This window comes from Pseudomonas sp. MPFS (assembly GCF_022537035.1).
Classification (GTDB): Bacteria; Pseudomonadota; Gammaproteobacteria; order Pseudomonadales; family Pseudomonadaceae; genus Aquipseudomonas; species Aquipseudomonas sessilinigenes.
In genome coordinates this window covers 256,336-278,340 of sequence record NZ_CP066123.1, presented here as the reverse complement: position 1 = coordinate 278,340, position 22,005 = coordinate 256,336, and the positions used below count along the sequence as shown (strand labels likewise).

Below are 22,005 nucleotides of genomic sequence, written 5' to 3'. Positions count from 1 at the left end.
CCCTTCACTCCAATGCCAGATAACGGTCGGACTGTTGCAGGCTTTCTTCAAGAGCGGTGATATCGCCGATGTCCTCCAAACTCCCGCCTTGTTGCACGGTAATCCCGCCATCACTGCTGTGAAGACCAAAAAACGCCGCCTCCTGAGGCTTCTCACTTAACAGGATTTCCAGCTCACGCAGTAAAAACAGGCTGTGGGTGGCAATAAAGATCTGGATGCCACTTGCGCTCAAGTCAACGATGGTTTTAGCCACTTGCTTGATCAAACGCGGGTTCAGGTTCGCTTCCGGTTCGTCCCAGAACAGATAGCCCTGATGCAGCAGGGCCCCCGTACTGATCAGGCGGGCCAGCATGCCCAACTTTCGCAAGCCCTCGGCTACCAGTGGAATTTCCATTCTGCCGCTGGCGTTACGTAGATAAAAACGCCCGTTTTTATCCAGTTCAATACTGCCCTGCATTGCGGTTTCCAGAGGGCCGAGCAACTCGCGAATACGATCTTCGGTCGGCCCCTTACGCAATAACCCGCCAAGCAATCTGCAGGTGTCGCGCCAGGTTTCCTCAAACTCCAGGTAGTGGTTCTCATAAACCGCGAGAAAGTTTGGGTAGATGCTCAGCAACTCACGAGTCGGTAAATACGTAGGTGTTGCCTTGAGCCAACATTTGGGCAGATGTTCGACACTGACTTCGGTCTTGCTGTTAGTGGCGAAACTGAAAGCCAGATCGTATTCACTCTTATCGAAGAAAAACTTCACATCACAGCGCTCGCGGCCTCGCTTGCGCCGGGCCAGTCTTCCTAGTGACTCAGGACGGAATACCCCCACCAGCTTGTCGGCCATTCGCAACTGCAAAACAGATTTTGTCGGTTCCACGGATGCCGCATTCAGCCGGTTGCGCTCCTCGGAACTGGTCGCGAGCCCAGCGTACGCCAGCTTCAACAGATGTGTCTTTCCCGAGCCATTCTCCCCCACGATCACATTCAGCTGTTTACTGAACTGCAGATCGGCCTCTTCAAAGACTGTGAAGTTTTTGATGTGGAGTCGTTTGAGCATGGTTTCCTCGAATATAAGAGCGGCGGCGATTTGAAAAATAGCCACCGGCAGACGTTAACACTGTCAGGAGTCGTCCTTGGTAAATCTTGTTATCAAGGTCTGAATGACGCTGAGATCACACAGAAACATGACGGGGGATAATAGCTTGCTCTGCTAACAGACGCTCCACTGATAACCAGCACACACCTGCCGCTAAAACGCTTTCGTACCCCTACGGAGCCAATGCCTTGCGCTATGCAAGCCATGCATCAAAACTATTCGGCAAATGCGCTTGCCGGCATCCCCTGGGGAAGGCGAAAAACCTCACCTGTCTTTCGATCGGTGAAGCCCATGTCCCCTACCCCCCAACCCGTGCGCAACGTGCTCTACATCATGTGCGATCAACTGCGCCGGGATTACCTGTCGTGCTACGGCCACCCGCACCTGCATACCCCCAACATCGACCGCCTGGCCGCCGCCGGGGTGCGCTTCAGCCGCGCCTACACCCAAGGCACCATCTGCGGCCCGTCGCGGATGTCGGCCTACACCGGGCGCTACGTCAGCAGCCACCAGGTGGCGTGGAACGCCGTGCCCCTGCCGCTTGAGGAACTGACCCTGGGCGACTACCTGCGCCCCCACGGCATCCGCACAGCACTGGTGGGCAAGACCCACGCCACGCCCAACCTGGATGCCCAGCAGCGGCTGGATATCGCCGCCGACAGCCCCCAGGCCGAACAGTTGAACGAAGTAGGCTTCGAGCCCTGGTTCCGCCACGACGGCATCTACCCCGACGACCCGCTGTTCGACGACAAGCGCGAGTCCGCGCCCTACACCCACTACCTGCGCGAGCTTGGCTACGCCGGGCGCAACCCCTGGCATGACTGGGCCAACGCCGCGGCCGGCGAGCAGGGGCAGATCCTCAGCGGCTGGAAGATGCGCCACGCGCACCTGCCGGCGCGGGTCGCCGAAGAGCATTCGGAAACCGTCTACACCACTGACCGCGCCATCGATTTCATCCACGAACAGGGCGAGCGCCCCTGGTGCCTGCACCTGTCCTACATCAAGCCGCACTGGCCCTATATCGCCCCGGCGCCCTACCACGCGCTCTACGGTGCAGAGCAGGTACTGGCGCCGGTGCGGGCCGCGCCGCAGGAAGCCAGCGACCATCCGGTGTACCAGGCCTTCCGCCAGCACGAAGAGAGCCTGAACTTCTCCCGCGATGAGGTGCGCGCCAACGTGGTGCCCACCTACATGGGCCTGATCAAGCAGGTGGACGACCAGCTAGGCCGGCTGTTCGATGTGCTGCACAGCAGCGGACGCTGGGACGACACCCTGATCGTCTTCACCAGCGACCATGGCGACTTCCTCGGCGATCACTACCTGGGGGAAAAGGAATTCCTGCTGGAGCCGGCGGTAGGCGTGCCGCTGATCGTCCGCGATCCACGGCCAGCGGCGCACAGCACCCGGGGCACGGTGGATGCCCGCCTGGTGGAAACCATCGATGCCCTGCCGACCTTCCTCGAGGCCCTGGGCTTGCCGGGTGCCGAGCATCGCCTGGAAGGCCGCTCGCTGATCCCGCTGCTGCATGGCGCCACGCCACCCTGGCGCCGCTACGCCATCAGCGAATACGACTACGCCTTCCAGGCCCCGGCCCGGGAGCGCCTGGGCCAGCCCATCGACCGTTGCCGCATGACCATGGTGCGCAGCGAGCGCTGGAAGTACCTGGCCTACGACGGTTTTCGCCCGCAGCTGTTCGACCTGCAGAACGACCCGCAGGAGCTGCACGACCTGGGGGCCGATCCGGCCTATGCGCCGGTACGCGAAGAACACCTGGGCTACCTGCTGGAATGGCTGCGCGGCCTCAAGCGCCGGACCACCATCAGCCATGGGGAGATCGACCTGCGGGGCCAGCGTTTCCGCTACGGCGAGCCGGAGGCGGAGAAGGTGGTACAGATCGGCGTGTGGTGAAAGCGGGGGGCGAACGCCTCGTTCTTGCGTAGGAGCGAGCGGGCGGCGATCCGACTTGCCCGCGAAAAAACGCCAATCCGCCACCGTCCCGAAGCCGCTGCGGCGACTGTGGGGCCTTCAGGACCCTTCGGGCCCTGCGCAGCCTCGCAAGCTCGGCAGCGGCAGGGTTGGTGGTGACCTGCAACCGTCGGGGGCGTTCAAGCCCCCTTGGTGGTCTGGCTGCGCTGGCCCTGGACACCCACCGGGACGTCGCCCTTGAGGGTCACCCGACGCACGACGCGGTCCTGGCTGCCGTAGTCGTCGACGGCGTAGTGCTGGGTCGAGCGGTTGTCCCAGATCGCCACGTCACCGGCGCTCCAGCGCCAGCGCACGGTGTTCTCCAGGCGCGTGACATGGCTTTGCAGCAGGTTGAACAGGTGCGCCGAATCGGCCTGGGAATAGCCCTTGATGCGCTTGACGAAATGCCCCAGCACCAGGCTCCTCTCGCCGCTCTGGGGATGCACGCGAACCACCGGGTGCTCCGTCTCGAACACCGTGGAGGTGAAGATCTTGCGGTAGCGCTCCAGGCGTTCCGCCGAGACGTCGGGCTTGACCGAGGCATAGTCGTACTCGTTGCTGTGCACCGCCCACAGCTGGTCCGCCAAGGCCCGCAGTTCTTCCGGCAGCTCGTTATAGGCGGTGGCGGTGTTGGCCCACACGGTGTCGCCGCCGAACGCCGGGGCCACCACCGAGCGCAGGATCGAGGCCTTGGGGTAGGCGTCGACGAAGGTCACGTCGGTGTGCCAGGAGTTGGCTCGCTGGCCCTGGGCGCCATCGAGCTCCATCAGGTAGCGGGTACCGTCGCGCACCGGCACGGTGGGGTGGGCCACCGGCTCGCCCAGCAGGTGGGAGAAGGCTTCCTGGCTCTGGTCGTCGAGGTGGGCCTGGCCACGGAAGAAGATCACCTTGTACTGCACCAGCGCCTGCTCGATGGCCTGCACGGTAGCGGCATCGAGCTCGCCGGAAAGTTGCACGCCACGGATCTCGGCGCCGATACGGCCGGCCACCGGGTGGATTTCAAGGGCCTGGACAACGGGTTTGACAGCTAAAGCGGCATTACTCATCGAAGACACCCTCAGCGGACTGCTCATGGTTGAAATCGCCGTGAAACAACGCTCTATCTATATTCACTTTAGATCTAATAGATAAATACATGCTTCATTGACGGAATAAGAGCTTGCATTTAAAACCTCATTCCTCACTCGTCGCAAATGCCTTCGAGCTATTTTTCGGATGCCGGGAAAGCATATGGATCTTCGCCAATTGCGTTACTTCATCGCCCTCAACGAGCACCGCAGTTTTGTCCGCGCCGCCGATGCCATGGGCATCACCCAGCCGGCCTTCAGCCGCAGTATCCAGGGCCTGGAGCAGGAGTTCGGCTGCGTGCTGGTGGACCGGGGCAACAAGGACCTGCGCCCCACGCCCGAGGGCCAGGTGGTGCTGCAGCATGCCTTGAGCCTGGTGCAGGGTGCGGCCCTGCTCAGCAGTGAAGTGACCCAGATGACCAAGCTCGATGCCGGCGAGGTGCGCTTCGGCTGCGGCCCGGCGCCCGCGGTGAAGCTGGTGCCCGACGCCGTGGCGCAGTTCACCAGCGCCCACCCGCGGGTGCGTACCTGCTTCGCCGTGGATAACTGGGAAAAACTCAGCCGCAGCCTCAACCGCGAGGAGATCGAGTTCTTCATCGCCGACATCCGCCACTTCGAGGCCGATCCCAACTACCAGACCCAGGCCCTGACGCCCAAGCGCGGGGTGTTCTTCTGCCGTCCCGGGCATCCGTTGCTGGCCAAGGAAAGCCTGTCCACCAACGACATGTTCGACTACCCCCTGGCCACCACCCTGATCCCGCCGGGCATTCGCAAGTTGCTGGCCAACCTGAGCGGGCGCATCGACTTTTCGCCGACCATCGAGACCGAGCATTTCCCGGCGCTGGTGAAGATCGTCCGCCAGTCCAATGCCATTGGCGTGGGCACCGCCGAGGCGTTCGCCGAGGATATCGCCCAGGGTTCGCTGACCCTGCTGCACTGGCGCAACCTGCCGCAGAACATCGACAGCCTGAACGCCCGCTGCGGCATCGTCAGCCGCAGTGGTTTTCGCCTGTCGCCAGCGGCCCGCAAGATGATCGAAGTGCTGGTGAGCGTGGACCAGCAGCAAGTCGCCATCGCCCTGTAGCCGCTGACGAGCAGCGCGCGGCAGCGACCGGGCGCTACAGGCCGGCGGCGGCCAGTTGTGGGGCGACCCATTCGCTGACCTTGAACGGCTTGCGGATCAGCCGCTCCTTGGCCGCCAGGTCCACGGCATCCTGCAACCGGCCGAGAAACACCGGGTCCAGGGTCGAGGGGAAGATCTCGCTCAGGCGCTGGTCCTTGAGGTCATCCTGGAGAATCACCGGTGGATAACTGGCCAGCCCCGACACCAGCTGGATATAGGCCTCCTTATTGCTGTCCTGGGTCAACCATTGCACCGCCTGCTGCTGGGCCTTGAGCAGTTTTTCCACCGCTTCGGGATGCTCGTCGACGAACTTGCCCGCCCCTACCAGCACCGCCTGCACACTGCCGGCATCGCCCAGGTCCTTGGTACTCAGGGGCAGTTCGGCCAGGCCTTTGCTGCGCAGGGCAGACAGCCCGGTGCTGCCCCAGGAGGCGTCGATTTGCTTGGCCGCCAGGGCCGCCACGGCGGCATTGAAGTCGAGGTTGACCACCTTCAGGTCCTTTTCGCTCAGGCCCCGGCTGGCCAGGGCCGCATCGAAGGACAACTGGGTGGCGGTGCCACGGAACACCGCCACGCGCTTGCCCTTGAGGTCTTCCAGGGTCTTGATCCCCGACCCCGGCGCAACGCCCAGGTAATGCTTGACCCCACGGGCCGTGGCACTGAGCAGGCGGGTATCCAGGCCATTGGACTTGCCGATGATGGCCGCCAGGTCGCCAAGGTAGGCCAGGTCCACCTGGCCATTGGCGAAGGCTTCGTTGATCACCGGCCCTGCACCCTTGAAGAAATTCCACTGGATCTTGATGCCCTGGTCGGCGAAGGCCTTCTCCAGGATCTGCTGGTGGCGCAGCACATCCACCACCCCGCCGGAGCTGTGCTGGGTACCGGCGCTGAGGTCGGGCACGGCGATGCGGATTTCCTTGAGTTCGCCAGCCTGGGCCAGCAGCGGCAGGTAGCCCAGCAGCCCGGCCAGGGCCGGCGCGGCCAACAGGCTGATCACACGTTTGAAGGGAAGGTTCATGGGGACGGCTCCTGGAGGGCAAAGGCGTTGAGGAGCCCAAGGTAGGCCCAGCAGGGCAAGGCATTTAAATACTAAAAATTCACATTTTAATAACCGAAAGAAATAAATCAGTCAGTACGGGGCTCCCCCGCGAACATGCGGAAAATGCATGGAAAATATTCTCCAAATGCATTGGATGCGTGACGACGGGAAGCCTTAAATGGCCTCTCTTATCGCTCAATAGCATTGATGTGATTTTTAATAGAACACAAATGCATATTGTAGGAGCGATCGGTTCCGCCACGCCAGGACGTGGCCCGCCCCATGCCATGCCGCACCCGACGACGGAGGTCACCCATGGCCCGTGTTTCTTTGCTCAGCCTGCCCCTGTGGGCACCCTCCGGCCCGCGCCAAAATTGGCCGGCGGCCAAGCGCCTGCTGCCCTGGTTGCTGCCATTGGGGTTGTTCGGCCTGTGGTGGCTGGCCAGCCGCAACCAATGGATGAGCGAGCAGATCCTGCCGGCCCCGGAGCTGGTCTGGAACAGCGCCCGGGAACTGGCCGCCGGCGAACTCTGGAGCCACCTGGCGATCAGCCTGCAACGGCTGGGCTGGGGCCTGCTGGTCGGGATCGGCACCGGCGCCCTGCTGGGTGGCGCCATGGGCTTCAGCCGCCGCCTGGAGCGCCTGGTGTTTCCCACCTTCGGTGCCCTGGCACAGATCCCGACCCTGGCCTGGGTACCGCTGTTCATGGTGTTTTTCGGCATCGGCGAACTGCTCAAGCTGGTGGTACTGCTCAAGGCGGTGGTGGTCCCGGTGACCCTGCATACCCTGGTGGGCGTGCGCGACGCGCAACCGCGGCTGCGCGAAGCCGCCGCCGTACTGCGCCTGCCACCGATCCTGCTGCTGCGGCGCCTGGTGCTGCCCGCTGCGCTGCCGGCCTTCATGGCGGGCGTGCGCCTGGCCCTGGCCACCGGCTGGACCTCGTTGCTGGCGGTGGAGTTGCTGGCCTCCAGCGAAGGCATAGGCTACCTGATGGTCTGGGCCAGGCAGCTGTTCATGCTGGATATCGTCTTCGTCTGCATCCTGGTGATCGGTGTGCTGGGCATGGCCATGGATCGCGGCATCGGCTGGCTGGACCGCAAGCTGGTGTACTGGCCGCACCCGGCTACCGCCGAGTTTCGCCGTGGCCCGCGCTACCAGGGCTGGCAGCGCCTGCAACCCTGGCTGCTGCCCCTGGCGCTGCTGGCCCTGTGGCAACTGGCGAGCGAACGCCAGTGGCTGGACGCCAACATCCTGCCCAGCCCCCTGGTGGTGCTGGCCACTACCTTCGACGGCCTGGTCGATGGCAGCCTGCTGGGCGGCCTGGGCCTGAGCCTGGGACGTACCCTCACCGGCCTGTTGCTGGGCGGCAGCCTGGGCCTGGGGCTGGGACTGCTGCTGGGCCTGTCGCGCCTGAGCGAGCGCCTGCTGGGGCCGACCCTGGCCGCCCTGCGCCAGATCGCCATCTTCGCCTGGGTGCCGTTGCTTACCGCCTGGTTCGGCCTGGGTGAACTGGCCAAGTGGGTCTTCGTCGCCCTGGCCGCCTTCTTCCCACTGTTCATCGCCACCCAGCGCAGCGTCGCCCAGCTCTCGCCACAACTGGCGGAGGCGGCCCAGGTGTTGCGCCTGGGTCTCTGGCAGCGCCTGCGGCGCCTGGTGTTGCCCGGGGCCGCGCCGGGGATCTTCGCCGGCCTGCGGGTGAGCCTGATCTACGCCTGGCTGGGCACCATCGGCGCCGAGTACTTCATGCCGTCCGACGGAGGGATCGGCAGCCAGATGATCAGCGCCCAGCAGCTGCTGCGCATGGACCTGATCATGGCCGGGATGCTGCTGGTGGGCCTGACCGGCGCCCTTATCAACTTCCTTGGGCAATGGCTGGAACGCCACGCCACCCGTTGGAGACACGCATGAACGCACCTCTGGTCAGCTTCAATCACGTGGGCAAGAGCTTTCCTGTCGCCGGTGGCGAACTGGAGGCAATCCGCGAATTCAACCTGGACATTGCCGAGGGCGAATTCGTCGCCATCGTCGGCTCCAGCGGCTGTGGCAAGTCCACCCTGTTGCGCCTGCTGATCGGCCTGGACACCGAGTTCCGTGGCCAGATACGCGTCGACGGCAAGGCCGTCAGTGGCATCGGCAGCGAACGCGGCATCGTGTTCCAGGAGCACCGGTTGTTCCCCTGGCTGAGCGTGGCCGAGAACATCGGCCTGGGCCTGGTCAACGAACCGCTGGGCACCGCCGAGCGCCAACGGCGCATCGCCGAGTTCATCGAGCTGGTGGGCCTCAAGGACTTCGCCAAGGCCTACCCGCACCAGTTGTCCGGCGGCATGGCACAGCGGGTGGCCATCGCCCGGGGGCTGGTGGCCAGCCCGCGCATCCTGTTGCTGGACGAACCCTTCGGCGCCCTCGACGCGCTGACCCGCCAGCAGATGCAGGACGAGCTGCTGGCGATCCGCGAGCGGGCACGGATCACCACGGTGCTGGTGACCCACGATGTCGAGGAAGCGATCTTCCTCGCCGACCGGGTGGTGGTGATGGAGCCACGCCCGGGGCGGATCAAGCGCGTGGTCGAGGTGGCCCTGCCCCATCCGCGCCAGCGCAGCAGCTTCGACTTCCATCAGCTGCGCGAGGAGCTGCTGCACGAACTGACCAGCGACGATCACTACCAGGCCCTGCCACCGGTACGGATCAGCGACCTGCCCTTGACCTTCATTGCTTGCTGAACAGGAGTGACTCGATGCCGCAACGTCCCAACTTCCTGGTGATCCTGGCCGACGACCTGGGCTTTTCCGACATCGGCGCCTTCGGGGGCGAGATCGCCACGCCGAACCTCGATGCCCTGGCCTTCAACGGCCTGCGCCTGACTGATTTCCATACCGCCCCGACCTGCTCGCCGACCCGCTCCATGCTGCTCACCGGTACCGACCACCATATCGCCGGGATCGGCACCATGGCCGAGGCCCTGACCCCGGAACTGATCGGCAAGCCGGGTTACGAGGGCCACCTCAACGACCGGGTAGCGGCCCTGCCCGAACTGCTGCGCGAAGCCGGCTACCAGACCCTGATGAGCGGCAAGTGGCACCTGGGGCTGACCGTGGACCGCGCGCCCCACGCCCGGGGCTTCGAGCGCTCTTTCGCGTTGTTGCCCGGGGCGGCCAACCACTATGGTTTCGAACCCACCTACGACGAGCACACTCCGGGCCTGCTCAAGTCCACCCCGGCGCTGTACATCGAGGACGATCGCTTCCTCGACGCTCTGCCCCAGGGGTTCTATTCCTCCGATGCCTTCGGCGACAAGCTCTTGCAGTACCTCAAGGAGCGCGACCAGAGCCGACCGTTCTTCGCCTACCTGCCGTTCTCGGCCCCCCATTGGCCGTTGCAGGCCCCTGAAGAGATCGTCGCCAAGTACCGCGGGCGCTACGACGCCGGCCCCGAGGCCCTGCGCCTGGAACGGCTGGAGAAGCTCAAGGCCCTGGGGCTGGTGGACGCCCAGGTCGAGCCGCATCCGCTGATCGGCCTGGACGCCGAGTGGGCCGCCCTCAGCGATGACCAGCGCCAGCGCTCGGCCCGGGCCATGGAGGTGTATGCGGCGATGGTGGAACGCATGGACTGGAACATCGGCCGGGTGGTGGATTACCTGCGCCAGCAGGGCCAGCTGGACAACACGCTGATCCTGTTCATGTCCGACAACGGGGCCGAAGGGGCGCTGCTGGAGGCTTTCCCCAAGTTCGGCCCGCAGCTGTTGAGCTACCTGGACCAGCACTACGACAACCGCCTTCAGAACATCGGCCGGGCCAATTCCTATGTCTGGTACGGACCGGCCTGGGCTCAGGCCGCCACCGCGCCGTCGCGGCTGTTCAAGGCCTTCACCACCCAGGGCGGGATTCGCGTGCCGGCGTTGCTGCATTACCCGCAGTTGCCGCTCAAGGGACAGGTCAGCCATGGCTTCGGCACGGTGATGGACATCACCCCAACCCTGCTGGACCTGGCCGGCGTGCGCCATCCGGGCAAGCGCTGGCGCGGGCGCGATATCGCACCGCTACGGGGCAAGTCCTGGCTGGGGTTCCTGTCCGGCGAGACGGCGCAGGTGCATGACGAGCACACGGTCACCGGCTGGGAGCTGTTCGGCCGCCGGGCGATCCGCCAGGGGCAATGGAAGGCGGTGTACATTCCAGGCCCCGTGGGCCCGGCCACCTGGCAGTTGTACGACCTTGGGCGCGACCCGGGGGAGATCCACGACCTGGCCGGCAGCCACCCGCAAAAGCTGCAAATCCTGTTGCAGGAATGGCAGCGCTACGTGGACGAGACCGGGGTGATCCTCAGCGAGTCGCCGTTCCAGCCGGATTGATCGCGGCCGGGCAATCGCCATCGCGGGCAAGCCTCGCTCCTACGCCAGTGGGTAGGTGCGAGGCTTGCCCGTGATTGGCCCTCAACCAACACACCTCAAGCCTTCACCCCCTGCACCGCCTCCGTCGCCGCCTGCTCCTTGGCGGCGAAGCGATTGGCCCGGCCGAAGGTGCCCAGGTCGTTGAAACGCACGCCCATCTGCGCCATCACCCGGTGGGCCACCGGCGCGGACATCTGGCGGATGTAGAAGGGCTCCTTGACCACGAAGTGGTGGATGCCGTGGGTACTGCCGAAGTTGAAGCAGAACGCTTGCAACGGCCACATCCACCAAGGGTTGAGCACCTGGGTCTGCTGGATCACGTTGCCCGGCTCGACATCGCCGTAGTAGTGCATGTTGGAGCTGACGAAGTGCAGGCAGAAGGTACGCAGCACGTTCGGGCCGACGATCACCACCACGGCGATGTCGATCACCTGCATCAGCGCCAGGGTGCTGGCCGACCACTCGATGGAAGTGCCCAGCAGCGCAGCGACGCCGTTGGCCCCATGGAAGCCGAGAAACACGTACCAGGCGCCCCAGTGCAGCTGTGCCAGTGGGGCATAGGCCGCCATCAGGCGGGCAAAGCGCTTGAGCTTGGCCTTCCAGCCGGACGTGTGGAGCGTATGGACGAAGGCCGAGACCATGTTGTCGCCCACCATCAGCAACCGTACGACGCCCCAAGGCTCGCCGTTGGTGATGCCACGTTCTTCGACATCGCCCGCGGAGCCCGAGACCTTGTGGTGGTTCAGGTGCAGGTGGCGGCGTATCCAGGGGTTGATGGTGCTCGGCCGGGCCAGCCAGACCAACCCCATCATCAGGTTGTGGGGCAACCGCTGCTTGCGAAAGTACATGCTGTGGATCAGGTCGTGCTCCAGCTCGTGGGTCAGCGAAGCGAAGAACGCATTGAGCAGCAGGCAGGCCCACCAGGCCAGCTGACCATTGAGATAGAGCGCTGCCGAACCGACCATGCCGGCCAGGGCGAAGGCCAGGATTGCGGCACCCAGGGCATCCTGGTGACGCAACACCGGGTAGCGCCTGCGCAGTTCGTCCCCCCGGCCCATGACAACCTCGCGAATGTGAGCGGCTCGCTGTTGCGCGTTCATCCGTTCGGGGCTTGCGGAAATACCCTGCATGATTCCATCCTCTGGGTCAGTGATGTGTGCATCCTGCCCCGGGCCCTGGCCCCGGGCGCTAGCCGTAAACGCCAACCTGTTGACCGGACGCGCCAAACGCATGACCGAAGCCACCTCTCTCGCCAGCTGGACCCGCGCCCTGCGCAAGCAGCTGGATGCCCTTGACCTGGATAGCGGCGCATTGTGCCGAGAGGCCGGGCTTGACCCCCAATTGATGGACAATCCCAACGCGCGCTACCCACTGTCGGCAACCACTCGTCTGTGGCAGCTGGCGGTCCAGGCCAGTGGCGATCCGGCCATTGGCTTGCGGGTGTCGCGCTTCGTCAGCCCTACCACTTTCCACGCCCTGGGGTATGCCCTGGTGGCCAGCGGCAGCCTGCGGGAAGTGTTCGAACGCATCCTGCGCTATCATCAGGTGGTCAGCGATGCCCTGGTCCCGCAGTTGATCCGCGAAGCGGATCGCTACCGGTTCGTCCTGAAGATGCCCGAAGGCGCCCAGCAGCCGGCGTTCGAGGCCATCGATGCGTTTGCCGCGATCCATGTACGCACCTGCCGTAGTCGCCTGGGGCGCGACTATGCGCCCATGGCCGTGCACCTGCGGCGTCCGGAGCCCAAGGACCCCAGCCAGTGGCACCGGGTGTTCCGCTGCCCAGTGCATTTCGCGGCCAGTGAAGATTGCCTGGAGTTTCGCGTGCAGGATTTCGAGAGCCACCTGGACGACGCCAATCCGGAGCTGGCCGAACATAACGAGGAGGTGCTCAAGCGCGCCCTGGCACAGTTGCGACCTCTGACCTGGGAGCGCAAGGTGCGCGAGGTGATCGAGACCCAACTGCCCGATGGCGAGCCGTCCGCCGAGCGGGTGGCCCAGGCCCTGCACCTGAGTTTGCGCAGCCTGCAACGGCACCTGGCGGACGAAGGCACGCGCTTCGACACCCTGCTCAACGAATGCCGGGAAAACCTCGCCCTGCTGCACCTGCGGGACCCGGGTTGCTCCCTGGGCGAGATCAGCTACCTGCTGGGATTCGCCGACGCCAGCAGCTTCAGCCGGGCCTTCAAGCGCTGGACCGGCATGACCCCCGGGCAATTTCGCGACGGCCTGCGCTGATCCCCCGAACCGTCCCTGACCTGCATGGAACCAGGCACCGCCAGATGGCGGCTCGTGCCGAGCCGTGCGCAGCCTGCGGCAGCGGCTTGTATCTCGACTATCGCGTTTACACACGCGATAGTTCTCGACTGATCATCGAGGAAGAGGAATGAAGCCGGGCAGCGGCTAAGGCCTTGAGCCTGCACTGTAGATTGAGCTCCTCCTCTTCAACCTCACTCGCTAAGTCCGAACGGTATCCTGAGCCCTGCATCGCACGGTAGCTCGCATCAACAAGGCTGAGACCGAGTGATGGATGATCCTCAACCCGCGCATACGAGGAAGAGAATATGTCTAACGTCATCGGGATCGATATCGCCAAGAACACATTCGATGTCGCCACGCCTCTGCCCAACGGCAAGTACCGCACACGCGGCAAGATTCCCAACAATGCCGAGGGCTTCGCCCAGCTCGACCAGTGGCTCAAGTTGCATGCGCAGCCCGACGCCAGGGTCGTCATGGAAGCCACCAGCGTTTATCACGAAGCCCTGGCAGAGCACCTCTACCACCAGGGTTACAAAGTCATCGTGGTCAACCCGGCCCGGGTCCATTACTTCAAGAAAAGCGAAGGAATCAACTACAAGACCGACAAGGTGGACGCCAAGTTGCTGGCCGCCTTTGCCCAGGCCAAGCACGAGTCACCCTTGACGCCCTGGGCGCCGGAGCCTGTGGCGATCCGCCGGCTACGGGTCCTGCTGCGACGCCTGGACGACCTGCAGGAGATGCTGCAGATGGAACGTAATCGCCAGGAAGTGGCGGATACGGTGGTTCAGGAATCGATCCAGTCGCACATCAGCCACATCGAAAAAGACATCGTCCAGACCCGCCAGATGATCAAGCAGCATGTCGACGATGATCCCGACTTGCGGGGCAAACGGGATCTGCTGTTGAGCATCGACGGTATCGGCGAGAAGACCGCGTCAGTGATCCTGGCCGAACTGGGCGATCTCAAGGAGTTTCGTAGCGCCCGGGCCGTAGTCTCGTTTGCGGGGTTGAATCCGCAGCTGGCCGAATCCGGCAAATTCAAGGGCCGCACGCTGATCAGCAAGGCTGGTTCGGGGCGTATCCGCCGAGCGTTGTACCTACCCAGCATCACCGCCATGAACATGAGTGAGCCCCTCATGGCGATGAAAGAGCGGCTGCGCGCCAAGGGTAAAGCGGGCAAGCAGATCGTCTGTGCAGTGATGCGCAAGATGCTGCACATCGTATTTGGCGTGCTCAAGTCGGGTCATCCTTATGACCCGAAATTGGCGCTTGCCCGGTAACGGGCAAGACGGTATCTACACGGAGTTGGCGAGGGCGCGCAGGCGTTCGGCGTCGAGGATCTCGATCTCGCCGTAGCTCAGGCGCAGGATGCCCTGGTGTTGCAGGTCCTTGAGGATCTGGTTGGTGGTCTGGCGCGACAGCGAGAGCATCAGCGCCAGCTGCTCCTGGGGCAGTTGCAGCAGGCGCCGGCTCTGGCTCACTTCGCCATAACCGGCGGCCATCGCCAGCAGGCGGTTGGCCACCCGCGCCGGGGCCGGCATCAGGCTCAGTTGCTCCAGGTTGATGAAGGCCAGGCGCAGCTTGTGGCTCATCAGCAGGGCGAACTGGCGCCAGTAGGCGGGATGTTCGTCCAATAGCCGCTCCAAGCTCGCCTGGGGTACCTGGAGCAAGGTACAGGTGCCCTCGGCGCAGGCATCGTGGGTACGCGGCTGACCATCGAACAGGCAGATCTCGCCGAACCAGTGGGGCGCCTCCACCAGGCTGAGCAAGGCCTCCTTGCCCTGCTCGCTGACCGCGCCGACCCGCACCATGCCTTCGACCACCGCATACAGGCCGCAGGGCGGATCGCCACGGCGAAACAGGTACTGCCCCGGCGCCAGCCGCCGCAGGCGGGCACCGTCGAGCAGACTATCCTGTAGAGAGGCCGGCAAGTGGCTGAACCATTGGCCGGTCATCAGGCATTCACGCCATCGCTGCATATCCATGGACCGTGTTTTCCCCAGGGTATCGCCATGATTGTCGCCTAGCCGACAGAACCGTGATCGGGCGTCCGGCATGATCCAGCCACCCCAACGGAGGAACAACAATGAAAAGCCTCGTCGATCATCTCAGTCAATACGCGACCTATCACCGCGATCCGCGCAATATCGCCAGCCACTTCATCGGCATCCCGATGATCGTGGTCGCCGTGGCCGTGCTGCTGTCCCGTCCGGCCTGGCCGGTGGCCGGGCTGATGCTCTCGCCAGCGCTGCTGCTGGCCCTGTTCTCGGCGGTGTTCTACCTGCGCCTGGAGCTGCGCCTGGGGTTACTGATGAGCGTGTTGATGGGGCTGTCGGTATGGATCGGGCAAGTGCTGGCGGCCCAAGCCACCGGGCTGTGGCTGAGCAGCGGCCTGGGGCTGTTCGTATTGGGCTGGGTGATCCAGTTCATCGGCCATTACTACGAGGGCCGCAAGCCGGCCTTTGTCGATGATCTGTCGGGCTTGATCATCGGGCCGTTGTTCGTGGTAGCCGAACTGGCGTTCCTGCTCGGGCTGCGTCATGACCTCAAGCAGCAGGTCGAGGCACGGGCGGGGGGTGTGCGGGCCAATCCGAAGCGTGCTGCGATCTAGATCGTTAGCGCGGACAAGCCTCGCTCCTGCAAAAAGCCGATCGTGTGCTTCTGTAGGAGCCAGCGGGCGACGATCCGTCTTGCCCGCGCAGCTTTTGGCTTTTAGAGGTTGGCGACCTTCTGCCAGACCTTGGGCTTGAAGAACAGGGTCTCGCCCTTGGCCAGGCCCACCAGGCTGTCATGGTCCTTCACCACTTCGGCTTCGATCAGTTCACTCTGGCCCTCGACCTTGAGGGTCACCCGGGTGGTGGCGCCCAGTGGGCGGATATCACGGACCTGGGCGGCATGGTGATCTTCCAGTTCCGAACGCGACAGCGACACTTCATGGGGCCGGAACAGCACATGCTCGTCCTCTCCCAGGTGCAGGCGGTTGGAGTCGCCGAGGAAGTGATAGACGAAATCGCTGGCCGGATTCTCATAGACCTCGCCAGGTGAGCCGATCTGCTCGATCACGCCCTTGTTCATCACCACGATGCGATCGGCCACTTCCATGGCCTCTTCCTGGTCGTGGGTGACGAACACCGAGGTCAGGTTGATGTCCTCGTGCAGCCGCGCCAGCCAGCGACGCAGCTCCTTGCGCACCTTGGCGTCCAGCGCGCCGAAGGGCTCGTCCAGCAACAGCACCTTGGGCTCCACCGCCAGGGCCCGGGCCAAGGCGATACGCTGGCGCTGGCCGCCGGAGAGCTGCTCCGGATAGCGATCGGAGAGCCAGTCCAGCTGCACCATGTTCAGCAGTTCATGGACCTTCTCGGCGATCCGGCTTTCGCTGGGGCGCTGGTTCTTGGGCTTCATGCGCAGGCCGAAGGCGACGTTGTCGAACACGCTCATGTGGCGGAACAACGCGTAGTGCTGGAACACGAACCCGACGTTGCGATCGCGCACATCGTGGCCGGAGACGTCCTCGCCGTGGAACACGATGTTGCCGGCATCGGGCGTCTCCAGGCCGGCGATGATCCGCAGCAGGGTGGTCTTGCCGCAGCCCGAAGGGCCGAGCAGCGCCACCAGCTCACCGCTGTGGATATCCAGGTTGATGCTGTTCAGGGCCTTGAAGGCGTTGAAGTTCTTGCTGACGTTACGGACTTCGATCGACATGTCTTATTCCTCCGCGGCGCTGGCGCGCAGGCGGTTGATTCGGGATTCGCTCCACTGCTTGAGCAGCAGGATGAACAACGCAAGGATCAGCAACAGGCTGGCCACGGCAAAGGCGGCGACGTGGTTGTACTCGTTGTAGAGGATCTCCACGTGCAGCGGCAGGGTGTTGGTGACCCCGCGAATGTGCCCGGAGACCACCGACACCGCGCCGAACTCGCCCATGGCCCGGGCGGTGCAGAGCACCACGCCGTAGATCAGGCCCCATTTGATGTTGGGTACGGTGACGTGCCAGAACATCTGCCAGCCGTTGGCCCCCAGCAGGCGCGCGGCCTCTTCTTCCTGGGTGCCCTGCTCCTGCATCAGCGGGATCAGCTCGCGGGCGACGAAGGGTACGGTGACGAAGATGGTGGCCAGGACGATGCCCGGCAGGGCGAACACGATCTGGATGTCGTGATCCGACAGCCACGGGCCGAACAGCCCCTGGGCGCCGAACATCAGCACGTAGACCAGGCCGGCGATCACTGGCGACACCGAGAACGGCAGGTCGATCAGGGTCACCAGGATGCTCTTGCCACGGAACGAGTACTTGCTCACGCACCAGGCAGCGCAGACGCCGAACACCAGGTTCAGCGGCACCGAGATCAGCACCGCGATCACCGTGAGCTTGAGGGCCGACAGGGCGTCGGGCTCGAAGATCGCGTCGAAGAATGCACCCAGGCCAAGCTTGAGCCCCTGGGACACGACGATGAACAGCGGCAGTAGCAGGAACAGGGCAAAGATCAGCCAGCCCAGGCCAATCAATACCCGCCGCGAAGTGGCGTTGCCACGGCGGGCGGCGTTGGCCGACGAGGCGGCGATGGACGATTGGGACATGGTTCGCGCCTCCTTATGGGGTTTCGATGCGCCGCTGCAGCAGGTTGATCAGCAGCAGCAGGATGAAGGACACCACCAGCATCAGCACGCCGATGGCAGTGGCGCCGGTGTAATCGTACTGGTCGAGCTTGACCATGATCAGCAGCGGCAGGATCTCGGTCTTCATCGGCATGTTGCCAGCGATGAAGATCACCGAACCGTACTCGCCCACGCCCCGGGCGAAGGCCAGGGCGAAACCGGTGAGCCAGGCTGGCAGCAAGGCCGGCACCAGGATATGGCGGAACACCTGCCAGGGCTTGGCGCCGAGGCAGGCGGCGGCCTCTTCCACTTCACGGGGGATGTCCGCCAGCACCGGCTGCACCGTGCGCACCACGAACGGCAGGGTGACGAAGGTCAGCGCCAGGGTGATGCCCAAGGGCGTGTAGGCGATCTTGAAGCCCAGGTCGGTGGCGAACTGGCCCACCAGCCCGGTAGGCGCGTACAGCGCGGTCAGGGCGATGCCCGCCACCGCGGTGGGCAAGGCGAAGGGCAGGTCGATCATCGCATCGATGATCCGCCGCCCGGGGAAGCTGTAGCGCACCAGGACCCAGGCCAACAGCGTGCCGATCAGGCCATTGATGACTGCCGCGTACAAGGCGGTGCCGAAGCTGAGCTTGAGGGCGGCGAGCACCCGGGGCGCCGAGACGATGGCCCAGAACTGGTCCCAGGTGAGTTGTGCGGCATGGACGAACATCGCCGCCAGGGGGATGAGCACAATCAGGCTGAGGTACACCAAGGTGTAGCCCAGCGTCAGCCCGAAGCCGGGTATGACGGGGGAGATACGACGCGACATAAGAGTCCTTGGTTGAACGCAGGTGAAACGCACGAAGCCCCGAAGTGATTCCGGGGCTCCAGGCGATGGCGGTTAGAGTGGCTCCTCCTGTTACTGGGCCTGGTAGATCTGGTCGAACACGCCACCGTCATTGAAGAATTTCGGTTGGGCAGTTTTCCAGCCGCCGAAGTCCTTGTCGATAGTCACCAGCTCCAGTTTCGGGAACTGCTGGGCGTATTTGGCCGCCACGTCCTTGTCCCGTGGACGATAGAAGTTCTTCGCCGCAATCTCCTGGCCGGCCGGGCTGTACAGGTGCTTGAGGTAGGCTTCGGCGATCGCCGTGTTGCCCTTCTTCTCGGCGTTCTTGTCCACCACCGCCACCGGCGGTTCGGCGAGGATCGACAGCGACGGCACGACGATGTCGAACTTGTCGGCGCCACCGTCTTCCTTGAGCGCCAGGAAGGCTTCGTTTTCCCAAGCCAGCAGCACGTCGCCCTGGCCGTTGTTGACGAAGGTGATGGTCGAGCCTCGGGCACCGGTATCCAGCACCGGTACGTGCTTGAACAGCTCTTGCACGTAGTCCTTGGCCTTGGCTTCGCTACCTCCGGCCTTCAGGCCGTAGGCCCAGGCGGCCAGGAAGTTCCAGCGGGCGCCGCCGGAGGTCTTCGGGTTGGGGGTGATCACCGAGACGTCCTTCTTGATCAGGTCGCCCCAGTCCTTGATGCCCTTGGGGTTGCCCTTGCGCACCAGGAACACGATGGTCGAGGTGTAGGGTGTGCTGGCGTCGGGCAGGCGCTGCTGCCAGTCCGCCGGCAGGGTCTTGCCGAGCTTGGCGATTTCGTCGATGTCGCCGGCCAGGGCCAGGGTCACCACGTCGGCGCGCAGGCCATCGATCACCGCCCGGCCCTGCTTGCCCGAGCCACCGTGGGATTGCTGGATCTTCACGTTGTCGCCGGGGTGCTCCTTCTTCCAGAAGTTTACGAAATCGGCGTTGTAGTCCTGGTACAGCTCGCGGGTCGGGTCGTAGGACACGTTGAGCAGCTCATAGTCCTTGGCTACGGCGGAACCGGCAAAAATGGCGCTGGCGAGGGCAGCCAGGGCATAACGGCGAATCGACGACATGGTAGAGCTCCCGAAATTTTCTAATGTGCTGGCATTTTTCTTATGGCGAATCAGGCTCGCATTCGCGGATGAACGCTGGGGGACGAACTGGGGGTCATGGGTGACGCCCTCCGGTTGACCAGTCGGGCCTCTCGCTCGCGAGAGGGTGACGCGCGATTCAGCTGGGCTTGTTGCCGGGTTGCTGCAGGCGGAATTTTTCCTTGCGCTCGATCTGCACGACCTGGGCGTTGTGCACGGTGATTTCCACTGCCCCGAAGCGCAGGTCCCGCAGTGCACTTTGAATTTCACGCAAGATGGTTGCTTCGTCCTGTCCGTCGACGCTACGTAGAGATGCGCTCATGGTGTTGCTCCTGAGTGGGATGTGCCGTGCAGTGGCGGCACTGCGGGTGGCGTGGAGCAATAGTAGATAGGCAGGGATATTCTTAAAAATACTATTTAAGAATGTTTATATAACCAGCGGAAATTATTCGACGGGGCGCGCAGTTACGGGCCCCGTGGGTCCATGGCCAGCCTCTTGCGGCCGCTACGCGAAGCACCTGTAGCCGCTGTCGAGCACAGCGAGGCTGCGACCGGGTGCGCAGCGACCGCCAGCTGCATCAGGCGCATCAGAGGATCTGCGGGGCGTTGTCCCAGTCCAGCAGCGACGCTGGCATCGGCCGGCCGAACCAGTAGCCCTGGCCCAAATCGCAGCCATGGTCGAGGAGGAAGCGGGCCTGCTCCATCTGTTCGATACCTTCGGCATGGACCTGCATGCCCATGCTCTGGGCCAGGGCCACGATGACCCGGGAAATCGCCGCATCGTCCTCGTCCCACGGCAAGCCGGCGACGAAGCCCTGGTCGATCTTGAGCTTTTGCACCGGCAGGCGCTTGAGCCGCAGCAACGACGAATAGCCGGTGCCGAAGTCGTCGATGGCCAGGCGGATGCCCAGCTCCCGCAGGCGGTGCATCTGCTCCAGGGCCACTTCCGGGTCGTCCATCAGCGCACTCTCGGTGACCTCCAGCTCCAGGTAGGCTGGGTCCAGCCCGGTGTCGTGCAGCACCTGGGCCACCTGCTGGTACAGCTCGCTGCGCGCGAACAGGCGGGTCGAGACGTTCACCGCGATGAACGACAGCACCACGCCCTCGGCCTGCCACTGGCACATCTGCCGGCATGCCTCGCCCATGACCCAGGCATCGATCTCGGCAATCATCCCGGTGCGTTCGGCGATGGGGATGAACTCCGCCGGCGGCACCAGGCCCCGGTGCGGGTGCTGCCAGCGCACCAGGGCCTCGACGCCCACCAGGCGACTGCTGGCCAGGTCGTGCACCGGCTGGTAGTAGACCCGCAGCTCCTGGCGGTCCAGGGCCCGGCGCAGTTCGAAGGCGATCTCCACCCGCTGCTGGGCGTGGGCAGTGAGTTCCTCGGTATACAGGGCATAACCATTGCGCCCGGCGCTCTTGGCCTTGAACAACGCGGCATCGGCGTTGCGCAACAGCTGGCTGGCGCTCAAGGCATCGCTGGGAAACAGGCTGATGCCGATGCTGGCGTTGATCAGCACCTGGTGGCCATCCAGCTGGAATGGCTCCTTGAGGCCATCGAGGATGCGCTGGGCCAGGGCTGCCGCCTGCACCAACTGCGGGCAGCTTTCGGCCAGCACGGCGAACTCGTCGCCGCCCAGGCGCGCCAGGGTCACGCCCGGGCCGAACATGTCGCGCAGGCGTTGGGCAAAAGCCTTGAGCAACTGGTCGCCGACGTTATGCCCGAGGCTGTCGTTGACCATCTTGAAGTGGTCCAGGTCGATCATCAGCATGGCGCAGCCGCGCTTGTGGATCTGCGCCGAAGCCAGGGCCTGTTCGGCGCGGTCGGTGAGCAGCAGGCGGTTGGGCAGGTCAGTCAGTGGATCGTGGTGGGCCAGGTGCGCCAGCTCGTGTTCGGAGTCCTTGATCGCGCTGATGTCGGAGAATACCGCCACATAGTGGGTGAGTTCGCCCTGCTCATCGTGGATCGCACGGATGGTCTGCCACTGTGGATAGATTTCCCCGCTCTTGCGCCGGTTCCAGATTTCCCCGCTCCACTCGCCGCTCTGGCGTAACGCACCGAACATCGCCTTATAGAAGTCCACCGAATGATGGCCGGACTTGAACATGCTCGGCTGGCGCCCCAGCACCTCCTCGCGCTGGTAGCCGGTGATCTCGATGAAGGCACGGTTGACGTGGACGATCTGCCCCTGGGTGTCGCTCACCAGTACCCCCTCGCGGGTACAGTCGAACACCGCCGCCGCCTGGCGCAGGCGCTCGCGGTCCTTCTGCTGGTGGCGCAACCAGCGATCGGCGCCCAGCACCCGCAGCAAGCGGGCACGGGCAAAGAAGATCAGCACCGCACTGACCAGGGCCCAGGCGTAGCAACTGGCCCGTTGCCAACGAGCCTCATCCGGAGACCCATCGAAGAAACTGCTCAATAAATAACCACTGAGCTGGAGCCAAACCAGGGACAGCAGCAGGTAGAGCAAGGCCGCACGCAAGCCATTGCGATAAGAAACCGACATAAGCCCGTCTATTTCCACACGAAAAGTTTGGGATTATAGAGGAAGAAACAT

The 22,005-nt window shown here is 64.1% G+C and carries 19 protein-coding genes; 8 read left to right on the top strand and 11 right to left on the bottom strand.

What is annotated here, in order from left to right; genetic code table 11:
• Positions 1 to 4 precede the first annotated feature (4 nt).
• Positions 5 to 1,093: an AAA family ATPase gene (locus tag I9018_RS01155; RefSeq protein WP_241108539.1), complete on the bottom strand. Its 1,089-nt coding sequence runs from the start codon at positions 1,091 to 1,093 to the stop codon at positions 5 to 7.
• A 285-nt stretch (positions 1,094 to 1,378) separates the two neighbouring features.
• Here I9018_RS01155 and I9018_RS01150 point away from each other — a divergent pair, with 285 nt between their 5' ends.
• Positions 1,379 to 2,995: an alkaline phosphatase family protein gene (locus I9018_RS01150; RefSeq protein WP_241108538.1), complete on the top strand. Its 1,617-nt coding sequence runs from the start codon at positions 1,379 to 1,381 to the stop codon at positions 2,993 to 2,995.
• A 197-nt stretch (positions 2,996 to 3,192) separates the two neighbouring features.
• Here I9018_RS01150 and I9018_RS01145 read toward each other — a convergent pair whose 3' ends face one another.
• Positions 3,193 to 4,098, bottom strand: a complete 906-nt coding sequence (locus I9018_RS01145; protein ID WP_241108537.1) for a TauD/TfdA family dioxygenase — start codon at positions 4,096 to 4,098, stop codon at positions 3,193 to 3,195.
• Between the two features lie 184 nt (positions 4,099 to 4,282).
• Between I9018_RS01145 and I9018_RS01140 the strand changes: the two genes are divergently transcribed.
• Positions 4,283 to 5,203 (top strand): LysR family transcriptional regulator, encoded by a 921-nt coding sequence (locus I9018_RS01140; protein WP_241108536.1) that lies wholly within the window; start codon positions 4,283 to 4,285, stop codon positions 5,201 to 5,203.
• Positions 5,204 to 5,237: 34 nt separating this feature from the next.
• On the opposite strand, the gene I9018_RS01135 is transcribed toward I9018_RS01140, so the two are convergent.
• Positions 5,238 to 6,260 (bottom strand): ABC transporter substrate-binding protein, encoded by a 1,023-nt coding sequence (locus I9018_RS01135; RefSeq protein WP_241108535.1) that lies wholly within the window; start codon positions 6,258 to 6,260, stop codon positions 5,238 to 5,240.
• Between the two features lie 336 nt (positions 6,261 to 6,596).
• On the opposite strand from I9018_RS01135, the gene I9018_RS01130 reads away from it, so the two are divergent.
• Genes I9018_RS01130 through I9018_RS01120 form a run of 3 tightly spaced genes read left to right on the top strand, consistent with a single transcriptional unit; the run spans position 6,597 to position 10,626 of the window.
• Positions 6,597 to 8,189 carry an ABC transporter permease subunit gene (locus I9018_RS01130; RefSeq protein WP_241108534.1) on the top strand — a complete coding sequence of 531 codons (1,593 nt, stop codon included), beginning with the start codon at positions 6,597 to 6,599 and terminating at the stop codon, positions 8,187 to 8,189.
• Positions 8,186 to 9,001, top strand: a complete 816-nt coding sequence (locus tag I9018_RS01125; RefSeq protein ID WP_241108533.1) for an ABC transporter ATP-binding protein — start codon at positions 8,186 to 8,188, stop codon at positions 8,999 to 9,001. The genes I9018_RS01130 and I9018_RS01125 overlap by 4 nt, the downstream gene beginning before the upstream one ends.
• Positions 9,002 to 9,015: 14 nt before the next feature.
• The gene (locus tag I9018_RS01120) at positions 9,016 to 10,626 is read left to right on the top strand and encodes an arylsulfatase (protein ID WP_241108532.1); all 1,611 of its coding nucleotides are present in this window, start codon (positions 9,016 to 9,018) and stop codon (positions 10,624 to 10,626) included.
• Positions 10,627 to 10,721: 95 nt separating this feature from the next.
• Here I9018_RS01120 and I9018_RS01115 read toward each other — a convergent pair whose 3' ends face one another.
• The gene (locus I9018_RS01115) at positions 10,722 to 11,795 is read right to left on the bottom strand and encodes a fatty acid desaturase (RefSeq protein ID WP_241108531.1); all 1,074 of its coding nucleotides are present in this window, start codon (positions 11,793 to 11,795) and stop codon (positions 10,722 to 10,724) included.
• Between the two features lie 100 nt (positions 11,796 to 11,895).
• Here I9018_RS01115 and I9018_RS01110 point away from each other — a divergent pair, with 100 nt between their 5' ends.
• A complete protein-coding gene (locus I9018_RS01110; protein ID WP_068580065.1) occupies positions 11,896 to 12,900 on the top strand; it encodes an AraC family transcriptional regulator in 1,005 nt (334 codons plus the stop codon).
• Between the two features lie 326 nt (positions 12,901 to 13,226).
• Positions 13,227 to 14,201, top strand: a complete 975-nt coding sequence (locus I9018_RS01105) for a transposase (protein ID WP_241107265.1) — start codon at positions 13,227 to 13,229, stop codon at positions 14,199 to 14,201.
• A 15-nt stretch (positions 14,202 to 14,216) separates the two neighbouring features.
• Here the strand turns inward: I9018_RS01105 and I9018_RS01100 are convergent, their stop codons facing one another.
• Positions 14,217 to 14,906: a Crp/Fnr family transcriptional regulator gene (locus I9018_RS01100; RefSeq protein WP_241108530.1), complete on the bottom strand. Its 690-nt coding sequence runs from the start codon at positions 14,904 to 14,906 to the stop codon at positions 14,217 to 14,219.
• 101 nt (positions 14,907 to 15,007) lie between these two features.
• Between I9018_RS01100 and I9018_RS01095 the strand changes: the two genes are divergently transcribed.
• A complete protein-coding gene (locus tag I9018_RS01095) occupies positions 15,008 to 15,532 on the top strand; it encodes an Mpo1-like protein (protein WP_068580061.1) in 525 nt (174 codons plus the stop codon).
• A 101-nt stretch (positions 15,533 to 15,633) separates the two neighbouring features.
• Here the strand turns inward: I9018_RS01095 and I9018_RS01090 are convergent, their stop codons facing one another.
• From I9018_RS01090 to dibA, 6 genes are all read right to left on the bottom strand, one after another.
• On the bottom strand, positions 15,634 to 16,623 hold the full coding sequence (locus I9018_RS01090; RefSeq protein WP_068580058.1) for a sulfate ABC transporter ATP-binding protein: 990 nt from the start codon (positions 16,621 to 16,623) through the stop codon (positions 15,634 to 15,636).
• 3 nt (positions 16,624 to 16,626) lie between these two features.
• The gene (gene cysW, locus I9018_RS01085) at positions 16,627 to 17,496 is read right to left on the bottom strand and encodes a sulfate ABC transporter permease subunit CysW (protein WP_124345464.1); all 870 of its coding nucleotides are present in this window, start codon (positions 17,494 to 17,496) and stop codon (positions 16,627 to 16,629) included.
• A gap of 13 nt (positions 17,497 to 17,509) precedes the next feature.
• Complete coding sequence (gene cysT, locus I9018_RS01080; RefSeq protein ID WP_241108529.1) at positions 17,510 to 18,328, bottom strand: sulfate ABC transporter permease subunit CysT; 819 nt, start codon at positions 18,326 to 18,328, stop codon at positions 17,510 to 17,512.
• 90 nt (positions 18,329 to 18,418) lie between these two features.
• Positions 18,419 to 19,429 carry a sulfate ABC transporter substrate-binding protein gene (locus I9018_RS01075; RefSeq protein ID WP_241108528.1) on the bottom strand — a complete coding sequence of 337 codons (1,011 nt, stop codon included), beginning with the start codon at positions 19,427 to 19,429 and terminating at the stop codon, positions 18,419 to 18,421.
• A 157-nt stretch (positions 19,430 to 19,586) separates the two neighbouring features.
• Positions 19,587 to 19,769 (bottom strand): sulfur starvation response protein OscA, encoded by a 183-nt coding sequence (gene oscA / locus I9018_RS01070; RefSeq protein ID WP_022643503.1) that lies wholly within the window; start codon positions 19,767 to 19,769, stop codon positions 19,587 to 19,589.
• Between the two features lie 265 nt (positions 19,770 to 20,034).
• On the bottom strand, positions 20,035 to 21,954 hold the full coding sequence (gene dibA, locus I9018_RS01065) for a phosphodiesterase DibA (RefSeq protein WP_068578888.1): 1,920 nt from the start codon (positions 21,952 to 21,954) through the stop codon (positions 20,035 to 20,037).
• Positions 21,955 to 22,005: the final 51 nt, after the last annotated feature.